Raw genomic sequence first — 20,860 nt, 5'->3', positions numbered from 1 at the left:
CTCAGTGCGCCCTGCTCATGCCTTCCAGCATATCGGCGACATAGGGCGTGTGGTGAACGATTCCGCCATCCACGCCGATCACCTGACCAGTAATGAAGGCCGCGCCATCCGATGCCAGGAACAGCACCGCACCGGCAATATCCTCCGGCACGCTCTCGCGCGGCAGAAGGACATGCCGCTGGACCATGGCGATCTGATCGGGGGTCATCATCTCACGGGCAAGTGGGGACAGCACGAGGCCCGGCGCGACCGCATTGACCCGGATGTTGAACCGGCCGAACTGCACCGCCGCATTGCGGGTCAGCGCGTTCACGGCGGCCTTCGACGCGGAATAGGACGGATTGTTGATGTCGCCGGTCAGCGCTACGCCGGTCGAGGTGTTGATGATGGAGCCACCGCCGCCCGCAATCATGTGCGGCGCGACCGCCTTGATCATCAGCATCGTGCCCCGCGCATTGACATGGAAGGCGCGATCCCAGGTTGCGGCGTCGAGATCGAGAAGCGAGCCATCGGCCGCCATCTGCTCCAGCCGCGTGTCGGCGGCATTGTTGTGGAGGATGTCGATGCGCTGATGTTCCCGCATCACATCTGCAACCAGCGCCGTGATGCTGTCCTCCTGCGCAAGGTCGAGCGCCATCCCCTGGGCCTGCCCGCCCGATGCCTGGATCGACCGCGCGACGGCCTCTGCCCGTTCGGCCGCTATATCCGCCAGGATTACCGTCGCGCCGGCCTTTGCCAGAGCTCGCGCGCAGGCTTCCCCGATATTGGCGCCCGATCCGGTGACGATAGCGACGCGTCCCGATAGATCCGTCATGGACATTTCTCTCCTGTTTCTCATGGGCGCGGGGGCAGCCGGACTTCCGCCGCGTCGGATCGCTGCCACGGCAGGCGTCCGGACATACCTAGATAAAGATAGGTTTGGTGGAATTGATAAGCAGCGCATCTATGGCGCTCCTCAAGCGGAGAGCCCTTCATGAGCGTCACCATCTTTCAACTCGACCGGTCGCGCTCCGAACGTGCTGTCTGGCTGATGGAGGAAATGGAGTGTCCCTATGACATTCGCTTCTTTGCACGGCTGGAAACGCTCGCGGCGGAACCGGCCTACAAGGCCTTGCATCCGCTGGGTTCGTCACCCGTGATCGAGGCCGACGGACAACGCATCGCCGAAAGCGGGGCGGTTATGGACTATCTCGCCACGACGCAGGCGAACGGTGCGCTCCGCGCCGATCCCGGCGACGCGGACTATGCGGACTATCTTTTCTGGTTCCATTTCGCCGAATCCTCCCTGATGCCGGCGTTGGTGACAGAGATCATGGCTGAACGCGCAGGCATCGCGCAGGATCACCCTTCCCGCGTCGCAGGCCGGTCTCATGCGGCGCGCTTGCTGACACTGGTCAATGACCGGCTGGCGCATGCCCCCTATTTGGCGGGCGACCGATTCACAGCGGCCGACATCATGATGACCTTTCCCTTCACCACCACGCGCCTGTTCATGTCCGTCGACGTGGAGGGGCATCCAAACATCGCCGCCTATGTCGGGCGGATGGCGGCGCGCCCGGCCTATCGCCGGATGCGCGCCATTGTCGATCGCCCCCCGACCGCCTGACGGATCAGGCCATCGCCAGCTTTTCCGCGCCGCCGGTGCGGACCCGGTCGCCCATATGGGCGCGGGCGCGCTCCTCCTCCGCCAGGCCAGCGGCGGTCGGATGCTGCACATCGTCCTTGGTGAGACGCGGTGTCACGCAATCCCATTGGGTTATACGCAGCCCATCCGGTTGCAACAGGCCGCTGTTCGCCAGCAGGGCGTCGGCCCCTCGCCATGCTTCATGCGCCGCCGCCGGATCGTTGATCTTGTAGATCGCGACATAGCGATAGTCGGGCGTCACCGGGATCATCTGACCAAAGGTGCGAAAGGTCAGGAAAGCGGCCGATTTGACGCCGGGTCGGGCAGCGGCTTCACGGAAATAGCTTTCCGCATACAATGTTCTGAAACGGTCGTCGCAGTCCGCAGGCGGGTTCAATTCCTCCAGGATGACGCCGCCAGAATGCGCGGCATCCGGATCATTGTCCTGAAAGAACAGCGGATAATAGTGAAAGTCATACAGAACGCCATCATCAATGGCGTCCGACACCTGCATCCGCGACGTCAGCGCATTGTCCAGATGCTCGCGACTGAAGCGCACCGGATCGAAGACATCGTAGAGAGCGAGATACTGCCAGTCGAAGCCTTCGAGCGTGCAGGGCTGCTTCCCGGCGAGTCGGAAACGCTGCGCCGTGACCGATCCCCGGAAACGCAGCGCATCGCGAATATGGATGTTGCTGTACCAATCCTCCATATCGGCCTCCCGGCCCGGAACGGCTTTGGTCAGAACGACCAGCACGGCATCGATCATCTCTTTTGCCTCTCCTCTCTTGCTATCCTCTCAGCCGTGCCGGACGGGCGACATAAAGGGCGTCGGCGCGCCCATCGTCGCCCGATAGGACAGGGGCTGCTTGCCGTCCGTATCCCGTATACCGTAGCGCTCCCCCAGTTCCGCGCCGATCAGCGCCTGGCCCGACAAGGCGGGAAGTTCCGGGTCCTGTGCGAGGCGGTCTAGGACAAGGCCCGAAAATTCCGGCGTTTCCCAATGGGGCATGGCGGCGCGCAACTCTTCGGGGATCATTTCAGGCGGCATGGCTTTCACCGCGTCGGTGAGGATGAAGCCCGGCCAGAAGGATACGACGGACACGCCGTGCGGCGCGAGATCGACCGCCATGTCGGCGGTCATCTTGTCCGTTCCCGCCTTGGCCGCGCCATAGGCTGGCCCGTGGAAATAGGATACCGCGCCATAGAAGGAAATGCTGGCGATCAGCCCCCTGCCCGCCGCCACCATCAACGGCGCGGCATGATAGGCCGCGACATAGCTGGAGCGCAGGCCGACCGCGATCATGTCCGCGAGCCTCAGCGGCTTTTCCCAGAAGCCGCCCGGCGCGACCAGTTCCGGTCCGTAGACAGCGGCGGCATTGTTGACGAGCAGGTCCAGCCTGCCGTCCGTCCGCTCCGCCAGATGTGCGAACGCCCTTTCGACCGCGTCATCATCCCGATGATCGCACAGCAGCGCGATGCCCTTGCCGCCAGCCTGTTCGATTTCCTCCACGACTGCGGCAAGTTGCGCCTGGTCGCGCCCGGTGACCGCCACCACATGGCCCCGAGAAGCCAGACCCCGCGCCATGCCGCGTCCCAGCCCGCGCGTCGCGCCCGTCACCAGCACTATTCTGTCACTCATATCCCTCTCCTGTCCACATTATCGGCATGACAGACAGGAACGTAACCTGTCCGACACCAAGAGCGCGGTGCCCGTCAGTCCGGACGAGTCGCCGGCAGGACGACATGACACGCCGCCTCGCCCAGCTTCGTCGGCCCGAACAGTTGCAGCCGCCGCTCCTCGATGGTCGCAAGCAGCGTTATGAGCACGGCGTCCTCCTCCGGACCCGCTTTGAGGATATGCGCCTCCAGCGCTTCGGCGGCATCGGCCCAGCGGTCGAAGCGGCGGCCGAGAAGCGCGGAGACATCCGCAATGTTGCGCGCGATCATCTCCGCCCCATGGTCGTCGGCGCGCTGCACCCATTCGATCAGTTCGGCGACCTGCGCCTTGTGCGCTTCCGCCGCCTCCCCCGTTACCGGCAGCGTTCCAAGCGTATCGACCAGCTTGGCAAGCAGCGGTGCATTGTCGCCCCTGCGCTGCTCCAGCGGCGGCAGGTCGGGCAGCGGATCGCCGGTCAGGTGCGACAGTGCCAGCAGGATGGAGCGGCGCAGCGCAAGATCGAACATGAGATAGACCGAATGCGGATCGCCGGGGCATGGCTTGCCGACCGTCCCGGTGAACTGCATCGTGCCGAGCAGGGAAAATTGCAGGACGTGGAACACCACCGCGTCATGATCGACCGGCTCGCCCGTCGCTTCCTCATAATAGCGCACCAGTTCCGGCAGCGGTGCGCCCAACGGTTCATAGCTGTTGCGCATCCCCATGGTAGCGATGTCGACCAGCGGATCGCCGATCATGGAAAATTCGAAATCATAGAGCTTGGTCATCGCGCCCTGATCGACCAGATATTGCCCGGAATCGAACTGGATGAAGCTGGCGCGATCACGGTGCCGGGGCACATTGCGGCGCAGCCAGCCGATGACGAATTCCAGCAACGGCTCGGGCCGGCTCTTGGTGCGCCGGTAATGCGGCATATAGGCGTCGAGACCGACCAGCGCGATCGCCTCGGCGCCCTCGGGCCGATGCACGCCGGCAGCCATAAAGGGTTCCACCGGCAACCGGTGCATCGCAGCCACCGCCCGCATATAAACTCGGCCGATAGCGCTTTTCGTGGCGGCATCGAGCGCCGAAAAATCGCGCGTCCCTTCGATCGCCTCCATCACGATGCAGGGCGGATCGGCGAGATAGCCGTAAATCTCCGGCACCGGCAGCCCATGGCCGTGCAGCACGGCGATAACGTCCGCCTCGCGCTTGAGGTTGGGGAAGATCGACACATCGCCGCCCCGGTCGCCGCGCAGGTGCAGGCGGCGAACCGCCCCTTCCGTTTCGACCTCGACGAACCAGGAGGGACGCCAGCGGACGAGGCGTTCAAGCCCGACGACCTTGCCGCCGGTCAGTTGTTCGACAAAGGCGGTAATCCGGCCGACCGCGGCATCATCATAATTGTTGAGCGGCGCGGCATTTGTCACTGCGCGCGCTCCCCGGCCGAAAAAGCCTCGGCCACGGCGCGGGTGTCCATATATTCCTTGCCCGAAATGATCTGTCCGTCCCGGATGATCAGCAGATTATGATATGCGTTGCGATAGACCCGGTCCGGAAACACCATCTCGCCCTGGACTTCCACCGCAACCCGGTCCCCTTCGGCGGTGATCGCGATCACCTCGGCCGTGCGCTTCTGGGCGCTCAGCAAGCCGCCCTTCACGCTGGCGATGAAGTCGGCCCGGCTCATATCACCATGGCCCAATATCCACCACTGGCAATCGGGATGCTGAAGCGCCTCGATCATCTCGACATCGCCCTCTTCCACGGCCCGCATATAGCGGCGGGCCACCGCCTTGTTCGCTTCGATATCGCTCATCACCCTCTCCGATGCTTCCAGGTCCATGGCCGTGGATTGCCCTTGTGCAGGTGGGACCGCCGTCAGGAACCCTATCCATGGGCGGGTGGCCTCGTCGCGATCGCTCCACAATCTTCGCTCGCACAAGAAAGTGGAGGGGGAGAGCGCATGACGACCAAGAGCATGACGATGAAGCTATGCACCTATATGGGCGCAATAGCCGGGACAATGATGTTCGTCGGCATATGGCCGGTCGCGCACATGTTCCCGCCGCTGGATCCGTCCATGCCCGCCGCAGAGGTCGCAGCCTATTATCGCAGCCACCAGATCGGCATATTGGCGGGCGCCATCCTGATCGCCTCTTCCTCGGTGCTGTTCTTCCCTTTCCTCGCGGCGGTCGCCACCTTCATGAAGAAGATCGAAGGCCCGGTTTCGCCTTTGACCTGGGCCTTCGTGATGGTCGTGGCCTTCGGCTTCGTCACGCTGTTCTTCGCCGGATTGATCTTCACGGCGGCCGCCTATCGGCTCGACCGGCCGGACGCCGTCGTCAGCGCGCTGAGCGATATCGCCTTTCTGCTGTTCGTCATGCCGGCCGTGCCCGCTTTCGTGCAGAATCTTCTGACCGGCTTCGTCATTCTGGGCGATCGCCGCGCGCAACCCATCCTGCCGCGCTGGCTGGGCTATATGAACCTGTGGACCGGTGTGCTGCTGCTGCCCGGGCTGGCGATTGGCCTGTTCAAGACCGGCCCCTTCGCCTGGAATGGCGCCCTGGCCTTCTGGATGCCTGCCGTCGTGTTCGGTATCTGGTTCAACCTGATGATTGTCGCCATGCTCGGCGCGATCAAGCGCGACGCGCTGGGCGGCGAATGATGGCGGCGTCGCAAGCCGCCGCTTCGCCTCCGCGCGGCCATGTGCCGGGTGAGGAAGGCGTATGGGTGTTCATTGGCGGCGATCTCATCGTCTTTGCCGTCTTCTTCGTCACCTATGCGCTCGCCCGGCAGCAGGAACTGGCGCTGTTCGAAAGTGCGCAGGCGCTGCTCGACCGGCGCCTGGGCCTGCTCAACACGCTGCTGCTGCTGACCAGCAGCTGCTTCGTCGCGCAGGCCGTTGCGGCGGTCCGCCGGGGCGACGACAGGGCGCGCCGGTTGCTGCTGGGGGCGATCCTGCTCGGCAGCGGCTTCGTGGTCGTCAAGGCGTTCGAATATTCGGCCAAGATCGCGCAGGGCTTCACGCTCAACAGCAACAGTTTTTCGATCTATTATTATATGTTTACGGGCATCCATCTGGTGCATGTGCTGATCGGGCTGGGCGTGTTGTGCTTCACCCTGTCACGCTTCGACCGGTCCGGCCGGATGCAGGGCGGCGTCGCCCTGATCGAGGGCAGCGGCGCCTTCTGGCATCTGGTGGACCTGCTCTGGATCATCCTCTTCGCCCTCCTCTACCTGCTCTAGGAAAGCTGTTTCATGGCCATGATCTGGCGTAGCCGCATCACATGGGTCTGGGCGATGCTGATCGCCGCGACCTTTCTGTCGTTCGAGACGATGGCGTTGGGCAATGCCTTTCTGCTGCGCTCCGCCATCCTCGTCATCGCCTTCACGAAGGTTCTGCTCGTCGGGCGCGAGTTCATGGAGTTGCGGCACGCGCCGCGCTGGCTGCTCTGGGGATTTCAGAGCTGGGCGATCCTGACCTGCCTGATCCTGATCGCCCTGTTCCGCGCCTGAGGCAATCAGGCCGGCACTTGCGTCCCGCCGGCGGCGGCCTCGTCTATGCCCATCTTGCGCGTGAGGTCGGCCATATCGAGATATTCGCGCCAGCGCGCAATCAGCCCGTCATCGTCGAACTCGTAGATGGCGACCATCTGGTGCGGACAGGGCCGTCCCATGATGATGGCGGTATCCGACCGCTCCTGCATCACCATCCGGTCGTTGGAGAGAATATTCACCTCATTGCATTTGTTGTTGGTGGCGAAGGCCATTTGTCGCTCGATCTCTTCGCGCAACGCCGTCTTGCCCTTCACGACGGGACCGCCGGGAACCCAGAGCTGCCATTCGGCCTCCTCCGCCATCATCGACAGAATCTTTTCGACGTCCGGTCTGCTGGCGTCGCTGCCGTTGCCCCAGGCATCGCAAAATTCCCGCACCTTCCGTTCCAGTTCGACGCCCATCATTCTCTCCTCTTCCTGTGCTATCTTGCCTGATTTTGCCACTCATCCGGCAGACAGTGCCCGCGTCACGCCGATGAACGGCACGGTGCAGCTCTGACCGCCATCGACGGGATACAACATGCCGTTGACGTAGCGGGACTCGTCGGACGCCAGAAACAGCGCCATGGCAGCAATGTCTTCCGGCTCGCCGATGAAGGGGGTGTTGAGCACCTCCAGAAACAGCCGGTCCATCTCGGGCGTGGACCATTGCAACTTGGCCGGCGTCTGCGTCGGACCGGGTAGGATCGCATTGCTGCGAATGCCCCGCTTGCCATAGGTGGCGGCGATCGCCTGCACGAACCAGTTGAGCGCGGCCTTGGACGATCCATAGCTGTAGGCGGTGATATCCCCGCCCATGGAGCTGCCGGACGAGGTGGAGATGATCGACCCCGTGCCGCGCTCCAGCATATGCGGGATGGCAAGCTTGCTCGCCAGAACCGCGCCCAATACATTCACCCTCAGATTGGCGAGGAAGATGTCGGGGTCGAAGGCCAGGAAATCCATGTCGCGCATGGCGTGGTCCTGGTTGACGTACAGGGCGTTGTTGAAGAGTACGTCGATGCGACCGAAGTCGGCGATCGTCTGGCTGACCATCTTCTCCAGATCGGCCTGTTCGCCGACATCGACGGTCATCGCGCGCGCCGATCCGCCGGCCTCGGCAACGGCCTGTGCGGTCGTCTCGGCAGCTTCGGCGCGGATGTCCGCAACGATCACCGTCGCTCCTTCCCGCGCGAACATCAGCGCGCTGGCGCGTCCGATGCCGCTCCCGCTGCCGGTGATGATGCAGATTTTGTCGGCCAGTCGGGTCATGCAGCGTCCTCTCACTTATGGTTCATTGACGGGGGGGGCGATCCCGCCGCTTTGATCGGCACCCGTCGCGCCTCAAACCGCCTTCCGGATCGACAGGATCAGGATGAAGGCACGGCTGCGCTGCGGATCGGCCTCGACCCGGTCTGCGACCCGTTGGACCAGACTGGCCAGCAAGGCGTCCCGATCACGAGATGCATCGACCCGTGCCAGGAAGTTAGGACCGTTGGCCGCGCCCATCATGGTCGCCCATTGTCGCCCCAGTTCGGCCGCGTCGCCACTCCGCTGATAGGCGTCCCAATAGGGGTCGGGGGATGGGATCGCTGCGAGATGCTCCAGTTCCAGCTCTGGCACCAACCCGGCATCGAAAGGGGCGCGTATCTGATCGATCGAACGCCCCGCCGAGGGCGCCGTCATCCTCAGCGTCTCGTCGGCGCTGAACAGTCCTTCGCCTTCCATGGCGACGATCGATTGCCAGAAGTTTCCGGCCATCCATTCGAATCCGTGGCTGTCGGCGCCCCGGCCCATGAACTGGCAGATCAGGCGCCCTCCCGGTCGCAATTCGACGGTGCGCGCCTTCAGGAAGGCCAGCCAGTCATCCGCCAGCACCGCCTCGACGGCGGCCCGCGCCTGCGCGGATCGGCTGAAGATCGCCCAGCCATGATCGGCGACGTCGACCGGGTTGCGGCTCATCCAGTGCAGCGCGTTGGAGGACCAGCCGAGATCCACGCTGGCGGGTGGCAATATCGTATCGAAATAGGACCGGCCGATGGCGGACGGAAAGACGCCCTGCCGGCCGTTCAGATAGCTGGCCGGGTCCCGGTCCAGCAGGCCGAATAGCGACGTGAAGTCGTTGGAGGGCAAGTCCGTATGCACGACCTGCACCGGCCGCCGCGCGTCATGCGCGCGCACCAGATCGATGGCCGTCGCCATCGGCGCCATCGAATTGCGCCCCTGCGACGCGCCATAGTCGACGATAGTGACAGGACCAGCCGAACCGTCGCCGACGGCCCGCGCCGCATCCTCCAGCAGCGGGAGCGCGGATTGCAGATTGGCCTGTTGCAGGCCCGAATGCCGGTTGTAGAGTCCGTCCCCCGCCATGGCCGCGACAGCAGTGGGATCAGCCATAGAATGTCTCCGCAATGCGCTGCGTGTAGATCGCGCTCTTTTCGGGCGACAGGCCATAATGCGGGATCACCGGCGTGATCGCATCGGCCAGGGCGGCGCGCCGCGCGACCCGCCCCCGCACCTCGTCCGCCGTACCGACCACGGCGATGCTTTCCACCATCTCGTCGGTGCAAGCCGTCGCCATGCCCGCCATGTCGCCCTGCGCAAAAGCGGCCTGGATCGCCGAGGCCTCGCGGCCGAAACCGATTTCCTCGAAATAGCGCAGATATTGCGGTGACTGGCTATAATAGGCCACGGTCCCCCGGCAATCCTCGATCGCCTCGTACCTGTCGTCGGAAATCGCGGTGAAGATCGAAATGTTGAGCGAGAAATCCTTGCGCGCGCGCCCGGCCCGATCCAGCCCAGCCTTCACATGGGCGGCCACTTCCCGCTCGATCCAGGCATCGTTCCAAAGCGGATGTCCCAGCAGCCCATCGGCAATTTCCGCCGCCTGCGCACAGGCCTTCTGGAACACCGCCGGCAGGACGATGGGAATGTCGCCGCGCGCCGGTTTGTGCAGCAGGCGGAAGTGCGAAAGGTCGAGCCGGTGATAGTCGCCCGCCAATTCGGTGAGTTCGCCCGTATGCCCGCGCGCCACGATCGCGCGGATCATGCCCACGATCTCGCGCATATGGGCGAGCGGCTTGCCATAGGCGCTGCCGAACGATCCCTCGATCTGGCTCTGCGCGCTGGATCCCAGCCCCAGCACCACCCGACCATTGCTGATGAGGTCCAGATCGATGGCGCTGCACGCTGTCTCCAGCGGACTGCGCACAAAGGCCAGCGCAATGCCGGTCCCCAGCTTGATGCGCTGCGTAGCGGGCGCGACGGCGGCCAGCGTCGTGAAGGGCGCGCCGAACATCTGGGGCGCCCATACCCCTTCCACACCCGCTGCTTCGTAGCTCTGCGCCAGCGCCGACAGATTGGCCCCCGGCATCGGGACGATCTGCGCCCAGACAGCCTTGCGATCGGTCATGCCATCCCCTTTTAAAAACCGCTTGTGTCGAAATAGTCGCGCCAGGCGACGATATGGGGGCCGTCCATTTCCAGCGTGCCCATCAGCCGCAGCGAGAATATTTCCTGCCCGTCCGGCCCGTAAAAAATATCGCTGCGCTCGGTCAGGACGACATTGCCCGCGGCCGCCGCATGATGGACCACGACCGCGCAGCGTTCGAAAGGAATCCGGCCCAGAAAGCCCTCGACGAACGCCCTTGCCTGATCGATCCCGACGGTCGTCGCCACGCCGACATTTTCCCAGCGCGTATCCACCGTGAACCGGCGCTCCATGGCGGACAGCATATCTTCGCGTGCGCCGCTGCTTTCCCGAAAAAACGCCAATGCTTCGTCCAGTGGACCGGGCATGTCACCCCCTGCTCCTGTGTTGCGCGGGCATCATGGCGCGGGGAGTCGGCCTTCTGCCCTGCCGAAAGATAGCAGCCTGATTTTGACGGGGAGCGGTACGTCATCGGGCAGAAAGGTCATGCTGAGAATAGTATGTCCTTCCCATAACAGTGAATCGAGCGGCCAAATATCGGGCGTCGCCTATACTTCCCGGCAAAGCTGAGAGGAGTTTTCACTGATGAGCGCCGTTGACGAATTGATCGCCCTTGCCCGGTCGCCCGATCCTTTCCGTAATGCCCCGGACGATCTGGCCGAATTGCAACTGGAAGCGGCGCGCGAGCGCTTCGTGGAGCGCCGCCAGCAGATCAGGGTTCTCGACAAGCGGGCGAAAGAAGCCGGTATCGACAGCATCGACAGCCTGGCCGACCTCGTCCCGCTCCTGTTCGCCCACACCAATTATAAAAGCTATCCCGAGGCCTTCGTCGACAATGGTCAGTGGAAGCATATGAACATGTGGCTCGGCACGCTGAGCAGCCATGCCACCGACAATATCGACGTTGCGGATGTGCGCGACATCGACGAATGGCTGGACCGCGCCAGGGCGGCGGGCCACCATGTCTTCGCGTCGAGCGGGACCTCGGGCAAATCCTCCTTCCTCAACCAGTCGACGCAGGACCGCGACCTGTCGCTCGCCGCCTGTCTGGCGGCCGCCGACCTGTCGACACCGGCCTATGTCCCCGATCATGGCCGCTCGGTCTTCACCATGATGCCGCCGCGCGGCACCCACAAGATGATCGACTTCTGCAACGTCCATTTCCCGCGCTGGGCCGCGCCGGGCGAATTTCATCGCCTGAGCGACTATCCGATGCGCGCCTTCGACGCCATGCGCCCCGCGCAGCTACGCCGCCTGCTGGCGGCGGGCAAGGTCGGTCCCGGCGAGGTCGCCGCCTATGAGGCGGAGGTCGAGGCGCGCCAGCAGACGCGGGCCGGCGAGTTCGACGCCTGGATGGACCTGCTCGTCAGCCGCCGGGATCGCCCGCTGTATATCGGCGTCATGTATGGCGTCGCCTGGCAGATCGTGCAGGCCCTGCGCGCGCGCGGGATCAAGGACGGCGATTTCCATCCCGACACGCTGATGAGCTTTGGCGGCGGCACCAAGGGGGCGGCTGTGCCGGCCGACTATAAGGAACAGATTATGGGCTTTTTCGGCGTCACACCGGACCGCATCACCAGTTCCTATGCCATGGTCGAAATGAGCGGCTTCTGCGCCAAAATCCAGCCGACCCAATCCTATGCGGTGCCGCCATGGATCATCCCCCTCATCCTCGACAAGCCGGGCGAAACGCTGCTGGGCACGACCAGGGATATCGGTCGGGTCGAAGGCCGCATGGCATTTTTCGACATATTGGCCGACGGCCGCTGGGGCGGCATCATCTCCGGCGACAAGGTGCAGGTGGAGTTCGGCTCCGGCCTGGAGGGCGTAAAAACACCGGTGGTTCACGCGATCGCCCGTTACGCCGATCTGGAGGAGGGCGAGGACAAGCTGAGCTGCGCCGGATCGATCAATTCCTATGTGCGCGGATCGATCACCGCACCTCAGCCCGTCGCGGCCTGAGCGACAGGAGACAGACATGCTGCATGAAATCATCGCCGATAATGACCGGTTGCTCGTTCCCCATGTGATCAAGGGCGTGGTCCAACTCGACGCCGCCGTGGAGCATCGTTCGCGGGCCAGCGGCTCGACGGTCATGACCCCGTCGATCGATCTGGACTCGCTGATCTGGCCGCGAAGCCAGCCCGGTCCCGCCTTCGACACGCCGCTTGCAGAGATCGTGGATTTTCTCGTCGAAGTCGGCAAGGCGCTCGATTTCGACCGGAACATCCATCTCCAGGAAGCCGCGGCCTATAATCTGCGCTGCAACAGTCTGGGCGCCCGCATCCTGGAGAATTGCTACCGCGATATCGCCTGGTTCTTCACCCGCGAGGCGCTCGAGGCGGAAGCCGAACAGTCGCTGGGATCGCTCGACGTGCTGGATGGCTGGGCGCGGCGCGATATTCAGGGCACGGCCTTCGACATCCGCGCCTTCCCGCCGCGGATGGTGCATGTTCTGGCCGGCAACGCCCCGATCGTGCCGCCGGTCACGATCGTGCGAGGGGCGATCAGCAAGGGCGTCCACCTGCTGAAGATGCCGTCCAACGACATGTTCACGGCGACCGCCCTGCTACGGACGATGGCGGATGTCGGCCCCAACCATCCTGTGACGCGCTCCTTCTCCGCCGCCTATTGGCGCGGCGGCGATGTCAGCATCGAAAATCACATCCTGCGCTCGCAATATTTCGACAAGCTCGCGGTCTGGGGCGGCGAGGCGGCGGTACGCCATGCCATGCAATATGCCGCACCGGGCTTCGAGATCATGTCCTTCGATCCTAAGGTGTCCATCTCGCTGATCGGTCGCGAAGCGTTCGACGGCGTGCCCCTCGCGACCATCGCCGAGAGGAGCGCAGCCGACATCATCGCCTTCAACCAGGATGCGTGCAGTTGCGCCCGCTTCCAGTTCATCGAGGGATCGGACGAAGAGGTCGACCGCTATTGCGAAGCGCTGGTGGAGGCGATGGGCCAGGACATCCGCTATGGCTCCGGTCCCGACGGCCCGCTGCCGCCCGCCATGCTGATCGACGAACTGGACATGCTGGGCAATCTGGAGCCCATCTACCGCCTGTTCGGACGTCCCGATGGCCGGGGCATGGTCATCCGCTCCAGCGAACCGGTGTCGTTCAATCCGGGCGGCAAGCTCGTCAACGTCGTCGCAGTGGACCGGCTGGCCGATGCGATCCAGCATGTTACCGTCGCGACCCAGTCGGTCGGGGTCTATCCCCCCTTCCGCATTGCCGAGGTGCGCGACAGGCTTTCCTCGGCGGGCGCCCAGCGCATCGTCGGCCTCGGCAACATCAACACCGGAAAGTTCGGCGGCCTGCCGCACGACGGGGGATGGCCCGTGCACGAGATGATGCACTGGGTCGTAACGGAAGCAGCGAAAGATTGAACCAGATCATGACACAGACGACTACTCAGCCGCTGTCGCTCGACAGCTATCGCTTGCTTGGCCGCTCGGGCCTGCGCGTTTCGCCGCTGGCGCTGGGAACCATGACCTTTGGCGAAGAATGGGGCGCCGACGAACAGGAATCCCGCCGCATCTTCGACAGCTATGTCGATCAGGGCGGCAATTTTATCGACACGGCGGGCTATTATGCCGACGGCGCGTCGGAGATATTGACGGGCAAGTTCGCGGAGGCGAAGCGCGAACGGCTGGTCCTTTCCACCAAATATTCGCTGACTCATTCGGTCGGCAACCCCAATGCCGCCGGCAACAGCCGCCGCAATATGGTGCAAACGGTGGAAGCGAGCCTCAAGCGGCTGAAGACGGATCGGATCGACCTGTTCTTCCTCCATGTCTGGGACGACACCACGCCCGCAGACGAGATATTGCGCGCGTTCGACGACCTCGTGAGACAGGGCAAGATCCTCTATCTTGGCCTGTCGGACACCCCCGCCTGGCAGATGGCCCGGTTGCAGACCATGGCGGAATTGCGTGGCTGGAGCCAGCTGGTGGCCTTGCAGTCCGAATATAATCTGGTGGAGCGCACGGCCGAGCGCGACCTCATCCCCGCCGCCAAGGCGCTGGGTATCGGCGTCATGCCCTGGTCGCCGCTGGCGAGCGGCATGTTGTCGGGCAAATATGCGACCGGCGGCAGCGCCCAAGCCGGCGAGACTGGCGGTCGCGGTGCTCTGCTCGAAGCGGGAGGCCGCATCGATGCGCGCGTGGTGGCCATTGCGGACGCGGTCAAGGGCGTCGCCGACGAGATGGGCGTCACCTCGGCGCAAGTGGCGATCGCCTGGACCCTTGCCAATCCAGCAGTCGTATCGCCGCTGCTGGGTGCACGGACGATGCGCCAATATGCGGACAATGTCGCCGCGCTTGGCGTCACGCTGGAGCCCGCGCAACTGGAACGGCTGGATGCAGTGAGCCGTACACCGCTCGGCTTTCCGCATGATTTCCTTGCCTCACCCTTCATCCGCCACGGACTGACGGGCGGCACGAACATCCGGCCGCGCGCCTGATCAGGCGGCGCGGATCAGCCTTCCGGGACGCGCGCCGGTATCGGCGCCGTCCCGCCGGGTGATGATCCCGCTGACCATCGTGGCGCGATAGCCGGTGGCCTGCTGCGCCAGGCGACGCCCGCCGCCGGGCAGGTCATGCACGACATGGGGGGTATGCAGGCGCAGCGCGCCATGATCGATCAGGTTGATGTCGGCCTTCAACCCCGGTTTCAGCTGTCCCCGGTCGCGCAGACCCAGAAAATCGGCATTGTCCGCGCTCAGCGCCTTGACCGCCGCCGGGATCGTCAGTTGCTCGCCAGCCCGATCGCGGGTCCAGTAGGCCAGCATCGTCGTCGGATAGCTGGCATCGCAGATGATGCCATAATGCGCGCCGCCATCACCCAGTCCCACGATGCTGTAGGGATCGCGCATCATTGCGAGCGCAGGGTCCAGCGACTTTTCCGCATAGTTGGAAAATGGCATCAGGATCAGCGCATGCCCGTCCTGTTCCAGCATCAGGTCATAGACCAGCTCGACCGGACTAACGCCGCGCTTTGCGGCCAGCGCGGCGATGCTCTGGTCGGGTGAAGGTTCATAGTCCGGCTCGGCGCCGAGCGGATAGATATTGCCCCAGGTGCGCAGCAAGCGATGCAGCGGCGTCGGCGTCTCGTCCGGCTCCTCCGCGATCAGTCGCGCGCGAAAAGCGGGATCGCGCATGATGGCGACCTTTTCCGCCAACGGCCGGTCCGCGATCGCGCGATAGCTCGCACAATGGCTGAACGCGTTGGCCGATGTCGACAGGCCGCACATTGCGCCCATCGGCCGGGGGAATACCTGCGCCAGCACCGGCCCCGCACCGCTGCGATTATGCTCGGCCAGCGCATCCATGGTCCGCCGCCAGCCCTGCGGATCGGTCGACCATTGAGCCAGCGAATAGGTCAGCGGACGGCCCGAGGCGCTGGTCATGCGCTTCATCAATTCTAAATCGCTGGCCCAGTCGGCGGTGTCGAGATTGGGGATCATCTGCAGCACGCCGCGCCCGGCATCCCCGACCGATCGGGCGATCGCCACCAGTTCGTCGCTGTCCGCCTGGAAAGAAGGGATGAAGGCGCCGTCACCGCGGCGATGCACCAGCGACCGCGACGTCGCGAAACCGAGAGCGCCGGCCGCCATCCCTTCCGCCACCAGCTCCGCCATCCGCGCGACATCCGCCGCGGTCGCCGGTTCGCGGTCCAGCCCGCGCTGGCCCATCGCATAGACCCGCAGGGGCGAATGGGGAATATAGGCGCCGACATCGGCGTCCCAGGCGCGCGCTTCCAGTGATTTCAGATAGTCGGGGAAGCTCTCCCAGTTCCATATGTGGACGGCTCCCTCTTGCAAGGGCTGAACGGAAAATTTGATCGGATCGCTTGCTTCCATATGTCCGGCCTTTCGGTGCGGTCGCACGTGACCGCTGGCCAAGATGGTTTCCGCGGTGTGTGTTCCCAACACGGCAGCGGCCTGTGATGGCCACTGGAACTGACGGAGTGTCACACGCCTCGGATCGATCGATCGCACCATCTGCTCTCTTCATGCAAGATCACGGATCAGCTCAGTACGATAGCATTGATATTCTGCTCATCGCTCCTGGCTAATTCTTATGCTGCTACCGCAGTAAGGGCGGGCGGCGCGACGCATTGGTATCGCTCGCCGCTCACCATGAGTTTCCACGCGACACGTGCGGCTTTGTTAGCAACGGCAACCGCAACGAGCTTAGGTGATTTTCGTCCAATCAAGCCGATAAGCCATGGTGTGAGATTCCTACCTCGCCCATTGCGGGCGTGCTGAACGACTGCGGTAGCTCCGACCACGAGCGTGCTTCTGAGAAGCTCATCACCAGCGCGAGTGATAACGCCGTGTCTTGTCTTGCCGGCGGTCGAGTGATCTTTAGGGGTCAGGCCCATCCATGCCGCAAAATCCCGACCGGATTTGAATAGATGCGGATCGGGCGTTTTCATCATGAGCAAGGTCGCGCCGATAGGCCCAACGCCGGGAATTTTGGCCAGTCGCTGACTACATTCGTCGTTGCGATGCCATTCCATCAGCTTCGCGTCGATCCGTTCGATCTCGCACTGGAGCTGCGCATATTCCTTTCCCTGCAGGGCAAAAAGTTCGCGCGCCAATTCGGGTATCGTTTCATCTGCCGCGATGCGCTCGAGAAGCGGTACGACGCGACATGCACCCGTCGCCGCAGTGATGCCGAACTCCGCGCCATACCCTCGTATAGCGTTGACGAGCTGGGTGCGCTTCTGGATGAGCCTTTCGCGCACCCCGACCAACATGAGCGCCGCCTGTTGTTCTGCAGTCTTTACTGGAACGAAGCGCATTGTTGGGCGGCTCACCGCTTCGCAGAGAGCTTCGGCATCCGCCGCGTCGTTCTTGCCGCGCTTGACGTAGGGCTTCGCTAATTGCGGCGCGATCAACCTTACGTCATGCCCGAGCGATCCGAGAAGACGAGCCCAATGATGTGAACTGCCGCATGCCTCGATAGCGACGACGGTGGGTGGCAGCTTTTCGAAAAACCGAACCATTTCCCGGCGCGTCAACTTCTTGCGCAGCACTGCCTTCTCCGCTGCATCGACGCCATGCAGTTGAAAAACGTTCTTTGACGTATCCATGCCTATGCGGGTAATTTGCTCCACGGGCGGCTCCCTTGATTGAGTCTTGCAACGCACTCACTCTGGCACATTGCGATGCCGTTGGGAGCCGTCCACCCCAACAGGGCAGGCCCTTCGCCATCACCGCTTCGGGAATGTCCTCCACCCCCTCCATGACATTGACCAGCGCCTCGCGATCGTCCGGCCGGCACGGGGCGAAGCCGACGCCGCAATTGCCGATGACGACGGTGGTGACGCCATGGTCGGCGGACGGCACCAGGCTGTCCGACCAGGTGACCTGCCCGTCATAATGGGTATGGACGTCGACGAAGCCGGGCGTGACGAGCATGTCGCAGGCATCGATCTCCTCGCGGCCCCGCCCGACATCGGCACCGATCGCCGCGATCCGGCCATCCATGATGGCGATGTCCGCCTCGAACGGCTCACCGCCCTGCCCATCGACGATCGTGCCGCCACGGATCACCAGATCAGCTTCCACCATGTCCCTGGCTCCTCTCAGCCCGCGAGCGCGGCCAGCATCTCGCCCGATGCCTGTTCTTCCGTCACCCATTTCAGCATACGGCGGACCGGCTCGATCGCATCCTGCCGTTCCATATTATGCTGCATCGTCGCCGCACCGCCCAGCGACACGATCCGCTGCGCGCCCTGAAAGGCGAGACGGTCGCGCAGTTCGTCCTTGAGGCTTTCGGGAAAGATGCCGATCGTCTGGGTATAGGCGTTGACTGCGCTGACGGCCGTTTCCCTGCTGTCGATGGGCACGATATTGCCCACGCGGCAGGCGAGAGCGCGGGAGAAATCGACCGGATATTCTTCCTGACTGACGATCACCGCCCCCTCGTTGGTCCGACCACCGAAGATGTGATAATCCTCGTCATTGAGGCGGATGCCGTCGATCTCGGCTTTAAGCGCGCCGTCGAACGCCTTGTGCGGCGTGCTCAGATGATCGGGCAGGCGCTGGAGCGCGTCGAAGGTCATCTGCCCCAATCGGTTGGCCCGTTCCAGCCCGACGTCATCCGTGCCGCATTCGACATAGATGACCCGCGCGGACACGCAGCCTTCCTGATTCTGCGCGCCGATGTCGAGCGCCAGACGACGCGCCACCTGCCCCAGCGTCGCGTCATCGGCGAAGGCTTCGCGACCGATGATCGTCCCCGACAGCTTGGGATCCTGGGTGATGAGGTCGATGCCCGGTTGCAGATAGCGGGTGATATGCTTGACCGAATCGAACCCGCCCCAGGCGACGATCTTCTCGACGCCGCGCGGATCGTATATCGCCAATTCCACCTGATCGTCGCCGCCCTTCCAATAGGCGACGGAGACATGTTTCGACAGCGGATGATCGGGGTCCATCTCGACCATGGTTCGCACCAACGCAGCGGCCGTCAGCGGATCGTTGGACGGCAACTTGATGATCGCGTCCGACCGGGTCAGCGCATTGCGGATCACCGTCAGGATCGACACGATAGGCGCATTTCCGGCGATGACATGGACCGTCCGCGCGCCGAAGGCGCGGGTGCGGGCGGTCAGGCCCGGAAATCTGCCGGCCCCCTGATCGACCCAGCCTTCCAGATAATCGACGCCGCAGGAGCGTTCCATCATCCGGCGCATTTCGGTGCGATCGAAGGCCGCGCCGATATGCTGGAAATGGACGCGCAATATGCTCTCGGACAGGCCGGAGGTCTGGCAGGACAGGCGAAACGCTTCCTGCAAATGCCGGTTCTGACCAAAATCGAGCCGCTGCCCCAGCGCGACGAGGAAATCGAGTATCTCGTCAAAGCTCAGCGCATAGAGATCGGCCATGGCCGAAGGCGTGCGCAGCGGCAGGCGCGCCACATGTTTGGCGATGTCGGGCGCCGAGAAGCTGACGCCGCCCCGGCGGCCACCATAGTCGACGTCGGCATCATCGATAATCTGGCCCCGGATGATCAGGGGCACACGGAATGGATCGGTCATCGCTCTACTCACATCGACAGTTCGGCAAGAAATTCGAGGGCGCGGTCATGCGCTTCGGGCGCGCCGGCGCAGACGATGCGGTCATCGCCGCCTTCCTGCTCGCTGTAGCGGCGCACCGGCGGAATGACGTGCGGCCCAGTGCGGCCGCAGGCGCAGGGCTTTTCCCAGCCTGCCAAAGTGATCTCATCCCCCGTCACCAGTCCGGCCCAATAGGTGTTGGGCATCAGGTCGAACGAGGCATAGCGGCCGGTCAGGCCGTCCTTGCGCGGCAGGGGCTTTCCGGTCGCCGGATCGAGCAGGAAGGGGATTTGGATGGGTGGGACGTGATAATGGCCATGCTCGCACATCATCGACAGACCCATCTGCTCGGACGTGGCATACATTTCATAGATCGTATCGAAACCCAGAAATTCGATCACGCGCTCGCGCCAGTCGTCGGGCAGTTCCTTGCCCTTCTTGCCGCCGCCGGTCAGCAGCACGCTGCCCTTGCCGAAGACATTCTTGAGACCGCGTTTCAGCCCCTCCTCGGCCCAGTCGTAGAGGATCGCCCACATCGCCGTCACATAGACGTCGCGCCCGCCGAAGCGGCGCTGGGCCTCGCTGAAGAAATGCTTGAGGTCGTCGGGCCGGCGACGCTCCAGTTCCAGCAGCGCCTCCCGCCGTTCCAGCAGGACCGGCGGAATGTCGACCATGCCGGCCTCGCCCCGCGCCTCCGCCGCGCGCAGGCGACCGCCCAGCGAGGCGATGTCCGCGCTGAACCGGGCGTTGGGGTAAAGGAACAGAGTGTTTTCTTCGCCCTTTGCATAGAGGTCGACCTGGATGCCGTTGCCGCGCTGCATCGCGGCAGCGCCATAGCGATAGCCCGGAATGATGATTGGCATCCCGTCCTTGACGATGTCTGGCCCCCGGTCCGGCCACCAGTCGCGGATGATGACCCCGGAATGGACGATCGTCTCTCGCCACTGTTTCTTGCTGCGAGGGACGAAGCTCAGCTTACCGGTAGTGCCGGACGTGTGCTGGACGGTCAGGTCGGTTTCCGCGTCGAGCAGGTCGATCCAGTCGTCGATCGTCTCGACCCCGCTGGCGTCGACATGGGAAATGTCGCTGGTCGTCAGGCCGGCGAGCCATTTGGTCAGCTTGTCGAAGCGGCTGCGCTCCAGATAGCTGATCGGATAGGATTTGTAGACGGTGTGCGGAAACAGCAGCGGCGCCAGATCGTCGATCGTCTTGATCGCGTCGATACCCTGCTCGCGCGCCAGCTTGTCCAGCACGGACAGGCCGGGCCGCAATTCGGCAAAGCGCTTGCGCGCGCCTTCCAGATGCAGCCGGTCGATCTCTTCGCGACTGAGCGTGAAGGCCTGTGCATAGGGCGCGTCGTGGAAACTGGTAGGATCGGCGATCAGTCGATCGAGATAGCTGCTCATGAGAAAATCCGTCCTTCTTGATGGGACGGATTGTGACGGCGGCGGGGCATTTCCCGCAATGCCGATGCCTACAGCCGGAACGCCCAAACATCGTCAGGCGGACATGAAGCACGCTGCTTCACATCAT

General features: G+C 63.8%; 21 protein-coding genes and 1 pseudogene. 7 read left to right on the top strand and 15 right to left on the bottom strand.

The annotated features are described in order from the left end of the window. Nucleotide 1: 1 nt before the first annotated feature. The gene (locus ABT375_RS19160; protein WP_416465525.1) at nucleotides 2-814 is read right to left on the bottom strand and encodes an SDR family NAD(P)-dependent oxidoreductase; all 813 of its coding nucleotides are present in this window, start codon (nucleotides 812-814) and stop codon (nucleotides 2-4) included. A gap of 159 nt (nucleotides 815-973) precedes the next feature. Here ABT375_RS19160 and ABT375_RS19155 point away from each other — a divergent pair, with 159 nt between their 5' ends. Further along, complete coding sequence (locus ABT375_RS19155) at nucleotides 974-1,606, top strand: glutathione S-transferase family protein (protein ID WP_416465524.1); 633 nt, start codon at nucleotides 974-976, stop codon at nucleotides 1,604-1,606. Between the two features lie 4 nt (nucleotides 1,607-1,610). On the opposite strand, the gene ABT375_RS19150 is transcribed toward ABT375_RS19155, so the two are convergent. From ABT375_RS19150 to ABT375_RS19135, 4 genes are all read right to left on the bottom strand, one after another. Further along, nucleotides 1,611-2,393 carry a hypothetical protein gene (locus ABT375_RS19150; protein WP_416465522.1) on the bottom strand — a complete coding sequence of 261 codons (783 nt, stop codon included), beginning with the start codon at nucleotides 2,391-2,393 and terminating at the stop codon, nucleotides 1,611-1,613. A 30-nt stretch (nucleotides 2,394-2,423) separates the two neighbouring features. Beyond that, nucleotides 2,424-3,266: an SDR family NAD(P)-dependent oxidoreductase gene (locus ABT375_RS19145; protein WP_416465520.1), complete on the bottom strand. Its 843-nt coding sequence runs from the start codon at nucleotides 3,264-3,266 to the stop codon at nucleotides 2,424-2,426. Nucleotides 3,267-3,340: 74 nt separating this feature from the next. Further along, nucleotides 3,341-4,714 (bottom strand): phosphotransferase, encoded by a 1,374-nt coding sequence (locus tag ABT375_RS19140; protein ID WP_416465518.1) that lies wholly within the window; start codon nucleotides 4,712-4,714, stop codon nucleotides 3,341-3,343. Continuing rightward, nucleotides 4,711-5,103, bottom strand: a complete 393-nt coding sequence (locus ABT375_RS19135; RefSeq protein ID WP_416465516.1) for a nuclear transport factor 2 family protein — start codon at nucleotides 5,101-5,103, stop codon at nucleotides 4,711-4,713. Before ABT375_RS19135 ends, ABT375_RS19140 begins: the two co-directional genes overlap by 4 nt. Nucleotides 5,104-5,250: 147 nt before the next feature. On the opposite strand from ABT375_RS19135, the gene ABT375_RS19130 reads away from it, so the two are divergent. From ABT375_RS19130 to ABT375_RS19120, 3 genes are read left to right on the top strand one after another with little or no spacing between them, the layout of a single operon-like run. After that, entirely contained in the window at nucleotides 5,251-5,952 is a 702-nt protein-coding gene (locus ABT375_RS19130; protein WP_261937147.1) for a hypothetical protein, read from the top strand. Continuing rightward, nucleotides 5,949-6,533 carry a cytochrome c oxidase subunit 3 gene (locus tag ABT375_RS19125; RefSeq protein ID WP_261937146.1) on the top strand — a complete coding sequence of 195 codons (585 nt, stop codon included), beginning with the start codon at nucleotides 5,949-5,951 and terminating at the stop codon, nucleotides 6,531-6,533. The genes ABT375_RS19130 and ABT375_RS19125 overlap by 4 nt, the downstream gene beginning before the upstream one ends. 12 nt (nucleotides 6,534-6,545) lie before the next feature. Then, on the top strand, nucleotides 6,546-6,803 hold the full coding sequence (locus tag ABT375_RS19120) for a cytochrome C oxidase subunit IV family protein (RefSeq protein ID WP_416465514.1): 258 nt from the start codon (nucleotides 6,546-6,548) through the stop codon (nucleotides 6,801-6,803). A 5-nt stretch (nucleotides 6,804-6,808) separates the two neighbouring features. Here ABT375_RS19120 and ABT375_RS19115 read toward each other — a convergent pair whose 3' ends face one another. From ABT375_RS19115 to ABT375_RS19095, 5 genes are all read right to left on the bottom strand, one after another. Then, nucleotides 6,809-7,249, bottom strand: a complete 441-nt coding sequence (locus tag ABT375_RS19115; protein WP_416465512.1) for a nuclear transport factor 2 family protein — start codon at nucleotides 7,247-7,249, stop codon at nucleotides 6,809-6,811. 39 nt (nucleotides 7,250-7,288) lie between these two features. Then, complete coding sequence (locus ABT375_RS19110; protein ID WP_416465510.1) at nucleotides 7,289-8,095, bottom strand: SDR family NAD(P)-dependent oxidoreductase; 807 nt, start codon at nucleotides 8,093-8,095, stop codon at nucleotides 7,289-7,291. A 72-nt stretch (nucleotides 8,096-8,167) separates the two neighbouring features. Further along, nucleotides 8,168-9,220 carry a hypothetical protein gene (locus tag ABT375_RS19105; protein ID WP_416465508.1) on the bottom strand — a complete coding sequence of 351 codons (1,053 nt, stop codon included), beginning with the start codon at nucleotides 9,218-9,220 and terminating at the stop codon, nucleotides 8,168-8,170. Continuing rightward, nucleotides 9,213-10,235, bottom strand: a complete 1,023-nt coding sequence (locus ABT375_RS19100; protein WP_416465506.1) for an LLM class flavin-dependent oxidoreductase — start codon at nucleotides 10,233-10,235, stop codon at nucleotides 9,213-9,215. The genes ABT375_RS19105 and ABT375_RS19100 overlap by 8 nt, the downstream gene beginning before the upstream one ends. A gap of 11 nt (nucleotides 10,236-10,246) precedes the next feature. After that, nucleotides 10,247-10,621, bottom strand: a complete 375-nt coding sequence (locus tag ABT375_RS19095; RefSeq protein WP_261937140.1) for a limonene-1,2-epoxide hydrolase family protein — start codon at nucleotides 10,619-10,621, stop codon at nucleotides 10,247-10,249. Between the two features lie 217 nt (nucleotides 10,622-10,838). Here ABT375_RS19095 and ABT375_RS19090 point away from each other — a divergent pair, with 217 nt between their 5' ends. From ABT375_RS19090 to ABT375_RS19080, 3 genes are read left to right on the top strand one after another with little or no spacing between them, the layout of a single operon-like run. After that, nucleotides 10,839-12,215, top strand: coding sequence for a hypothetical protein (locus ABT375_RS19090; RefSeq protein ID WP_416465504.1), 1,377 nt, complete (start codon nucleotides 10,839-10,841; stop codon nucleotides 12,213-12,215). Nucleotides 12,216-12,231: 16 nt separating this feature from the next. Then, nucleotides 12,232-13,644, top strand: coding sequence for an acyl-CoA reductase (locus ABT375_RS19085; RefSeq protein WP_416465502.1), 1,413 nt, complete (start codon nucleotides 12,232-12,234; stop codon nucleotides 13,642-13,644). Further along, the gene (locus ABT375_RS19080; protein ID WP_416465501.1) at nucleotides 13,641-14,720 is read left to right on the top strand and encodes an aldo/keto reductase; all 1,080 of its coding nucleotides are present in this window, start codon (nucleotides 13,641-13,643) and stop codon (nucleotides 14,718-14,720) included. The genes ABT375_RS19085 and ABT375_RS19080 overlap by 4 nt, the downstream gene beginning before the upstream one ends. On the opposite strand, the gene ABT375_RS19075 is transcribed toward ABT375_RS19080, so the two are convergent. The 5 genes and pseudogenes from ABT375_RS19075 to ABT375_RS19055 all read right to left on the bottom strand — a co-directional run bounded on the left by ABT375_RS19075 (nucleotide 14,721) and on the right by ABT375_RS19055 (nucleotide 20,733). Beyond that, nucleotides 14,721-16,118, bottom strand: coding sequence for an N-acyl-D-amino-acid deacylase family protein (locus ABT375_RS19075; RefSeq protein WP_416465499.1), 1,398 nt, complete (start codon nucleotides 16,116-16,118; stop codon nucleotides 14,721-14,723). Between the two features lie 218 nt (nucleotides 16,119-16,336). Further along, on the bottom strand, nucleotides 16,337-17,380 hold the full coding sequence (locus tag ABT375_RS19070) for an IS110-like element ISShsp1 family transposase (RefSeq protein ID WP_010336579.1): 1,044 nt from the start codon (nucleotides 17,378-17,380) through the stop codon (nucleotides 16,337-16,339). Between the two features lie 79 nt (nucleotides 17,381-17,459). Beyond that, a pseudogene (locus ABT375_RS19065) lies at nucleotides 17,460-17,837 on the bottom strand (amidohydrolase family protein); the annotation flags it as partial. A 14-nt stretch (nucleotides 17,838-17,851) separates the two neighbouring features. Continuing rightward, nucleotides 17,852-19,309 carry an acyl-CoA reductase gene (locus tag ABT375_RS19060; RefSeq protein ID WP_416465497.1) on the bottom strand — a complete coding sequence of 486 codons (1,458 nt, stop codon included), beginning with the start codon at nucleotides 19,307-19,309 and terminating at the stop codon, nucleotides 17,852-17,854. An 8-nt stretch (nucleotides 19,310-19,317) separates the two neighbouring features. Continuing rightward, nucleotides 19,318-20,733: a hypothetical protein gene (locus ABT375_RS19055; protein ID WP_416465495.1), complete on the bottom strand. Its 1,416-nt coding sequence runs from the start codon at nucleotides 20,731-20,733 to the stop codon at nucleotides 19,318-19,320. Nucleotides 20,734-20,860: the final 127 nt, after the last annotated feature.

The organism is Sphingomonas sp. VDB2 (assembly GCF_047946695.1).
In the GTDB taxonomy this organism is placed as follows: Bacteria; Pseudomonadota; Alphaproteobacteria; order Sphingomonadales; family Sphingomonadaceae; genus Sphingobium; species Sphingobium bisphenolicum.
The sequence above is the reverse complement of the archived record's forward strand: the minus strand, read 5'-3'. Positions and strand labels throughout refer to the sequence as shown.

Bases quoted from the DNA above. Each gene is read 5' to 3' on its own strand.
- ABT375_RS19160 (WP_416465525.1), bottom strand. From the start codon at position 814: ATGACGGATCTATCGGGACGCGTCGCTATCGTCACCGGATCGGGCGCC.
- ABT375_RS19155 (WP_416465524.1), top strand. From the start codon at position 974: ATGAGCGTCACCATCTTTCAACTCGACCGGTCGCGCTCCGAACGTGCT.
- ABT375_RS19150 (WP_416465522.1), bottom strand. From the start codon at position 2,393: ATGATCGATGCCGTGCTGGTCGTTCTGACCAAAGCCGTTCCGGGCCGG.
- ABT375_RS19145 (WP_416465520.1), bottom strand. From the start codon at position 3,266: ATGAGTGACAGAATAGTGCTGGTGACGGGCGCGACGCGCGGGCTGGGA.
- ABT375_RS19135 (WP_416465516.1), bottom strand. From the start codon at position 5,103: ATGAGCGATATCGAAGCGAACAAGGCGGTGGCCCGCCGCTATATGCGG.
- ABT375_RS19130 (WP_261937147.1), top strand. From the start codon at position 5,251: ATGACGACCAAGAGCATGACGATGAAGCTATGCACCTATATGGGCGCA.
- ABT375_RS19125 (WP_261937146.1), top strand. From the start codon at position 5,949: ATGATGGCGGCGTCGCAAGCCGCCGCTTCGCCTCCGCGCGGCCATGTG.
- ABT375_RS19120 (WP_416465514.1), top strand. From the start codon at position 6,546: ATGGCCATGATCTGGCGTAGCCGCATCACATGGGTCTGGGCGATGCTG.
- ABT375_RS19115 (WP_416465512.1), bottom strand. From the start codon at position 7,249: ATGATGGGCGTCGAACTGGAACGGAAGGTGCGGGAATTTTGCGATGCC.
- ABT375_RS19110 (WP_416465510.1), bottom strand. From the start codon at position 8,095: ATGACCCGACTGGCCGACAAAATCTGCATCATCACCGGCAGCGGGAGC.
- ABT375_RS19105 (WP_416465508.1), bottom strand. From the start codon at position 9,220: ATGGCTGATCCCACTGCTGTCGCGGCCATGGCGGGGGACGGACTCTAC.
- ABT375_RS19100 (WP_416465506.1), bottom strand. From the start codon at position 10,235: ATGACCGATCGCAAGGCTGTCTGGGCGCAGATCGTCCCGATGCCGGGG.
- ABT375_RS19095 (WP_261937140.1), bottom strand. From the start codon at position 10,621: ATGCCCGGTCCACTGGACGAAGCATTGGCGTTTTTTCGGGAAAGCAGC.
- ABT375_RS19090 (WP_416465504.1), top strand. From the start codon at position 10,839: ATGAGCGCCGTTGACGAATTGATCGCCCTTGCCCGGTCGCCCGATCCT.
- ABT375_RS19085 (WP_416465502.1), top strand. From the start codon at position 12,232: ATGCTGCATGAAATCATCGCCGATAATGACCGGTTGCTCGTTCCCCAT.
- ABT375_RS19075 (WP_416465499.1), bottom strand. From the start codon at position 16,118: ATGGAAGCAAGCGATCCGATCAAATTTTCCGTTCAGCCCTTGCAAGAG.
- ABT375_RS19060 (WP_416465497.1), bottom strand. From the start codon at position 19,309: ATGACCGATCCATTCCGTGTGCCCCTGATCATCCGGGGCCAGATTATC.
- ABT375_RS19055 (WP_416465495.1), bottom strand. From the start codon at position 20,733: ATGAGCAGCTATCTCGATCGACTGATCGCCGATCCTACCAGTTTCCAC.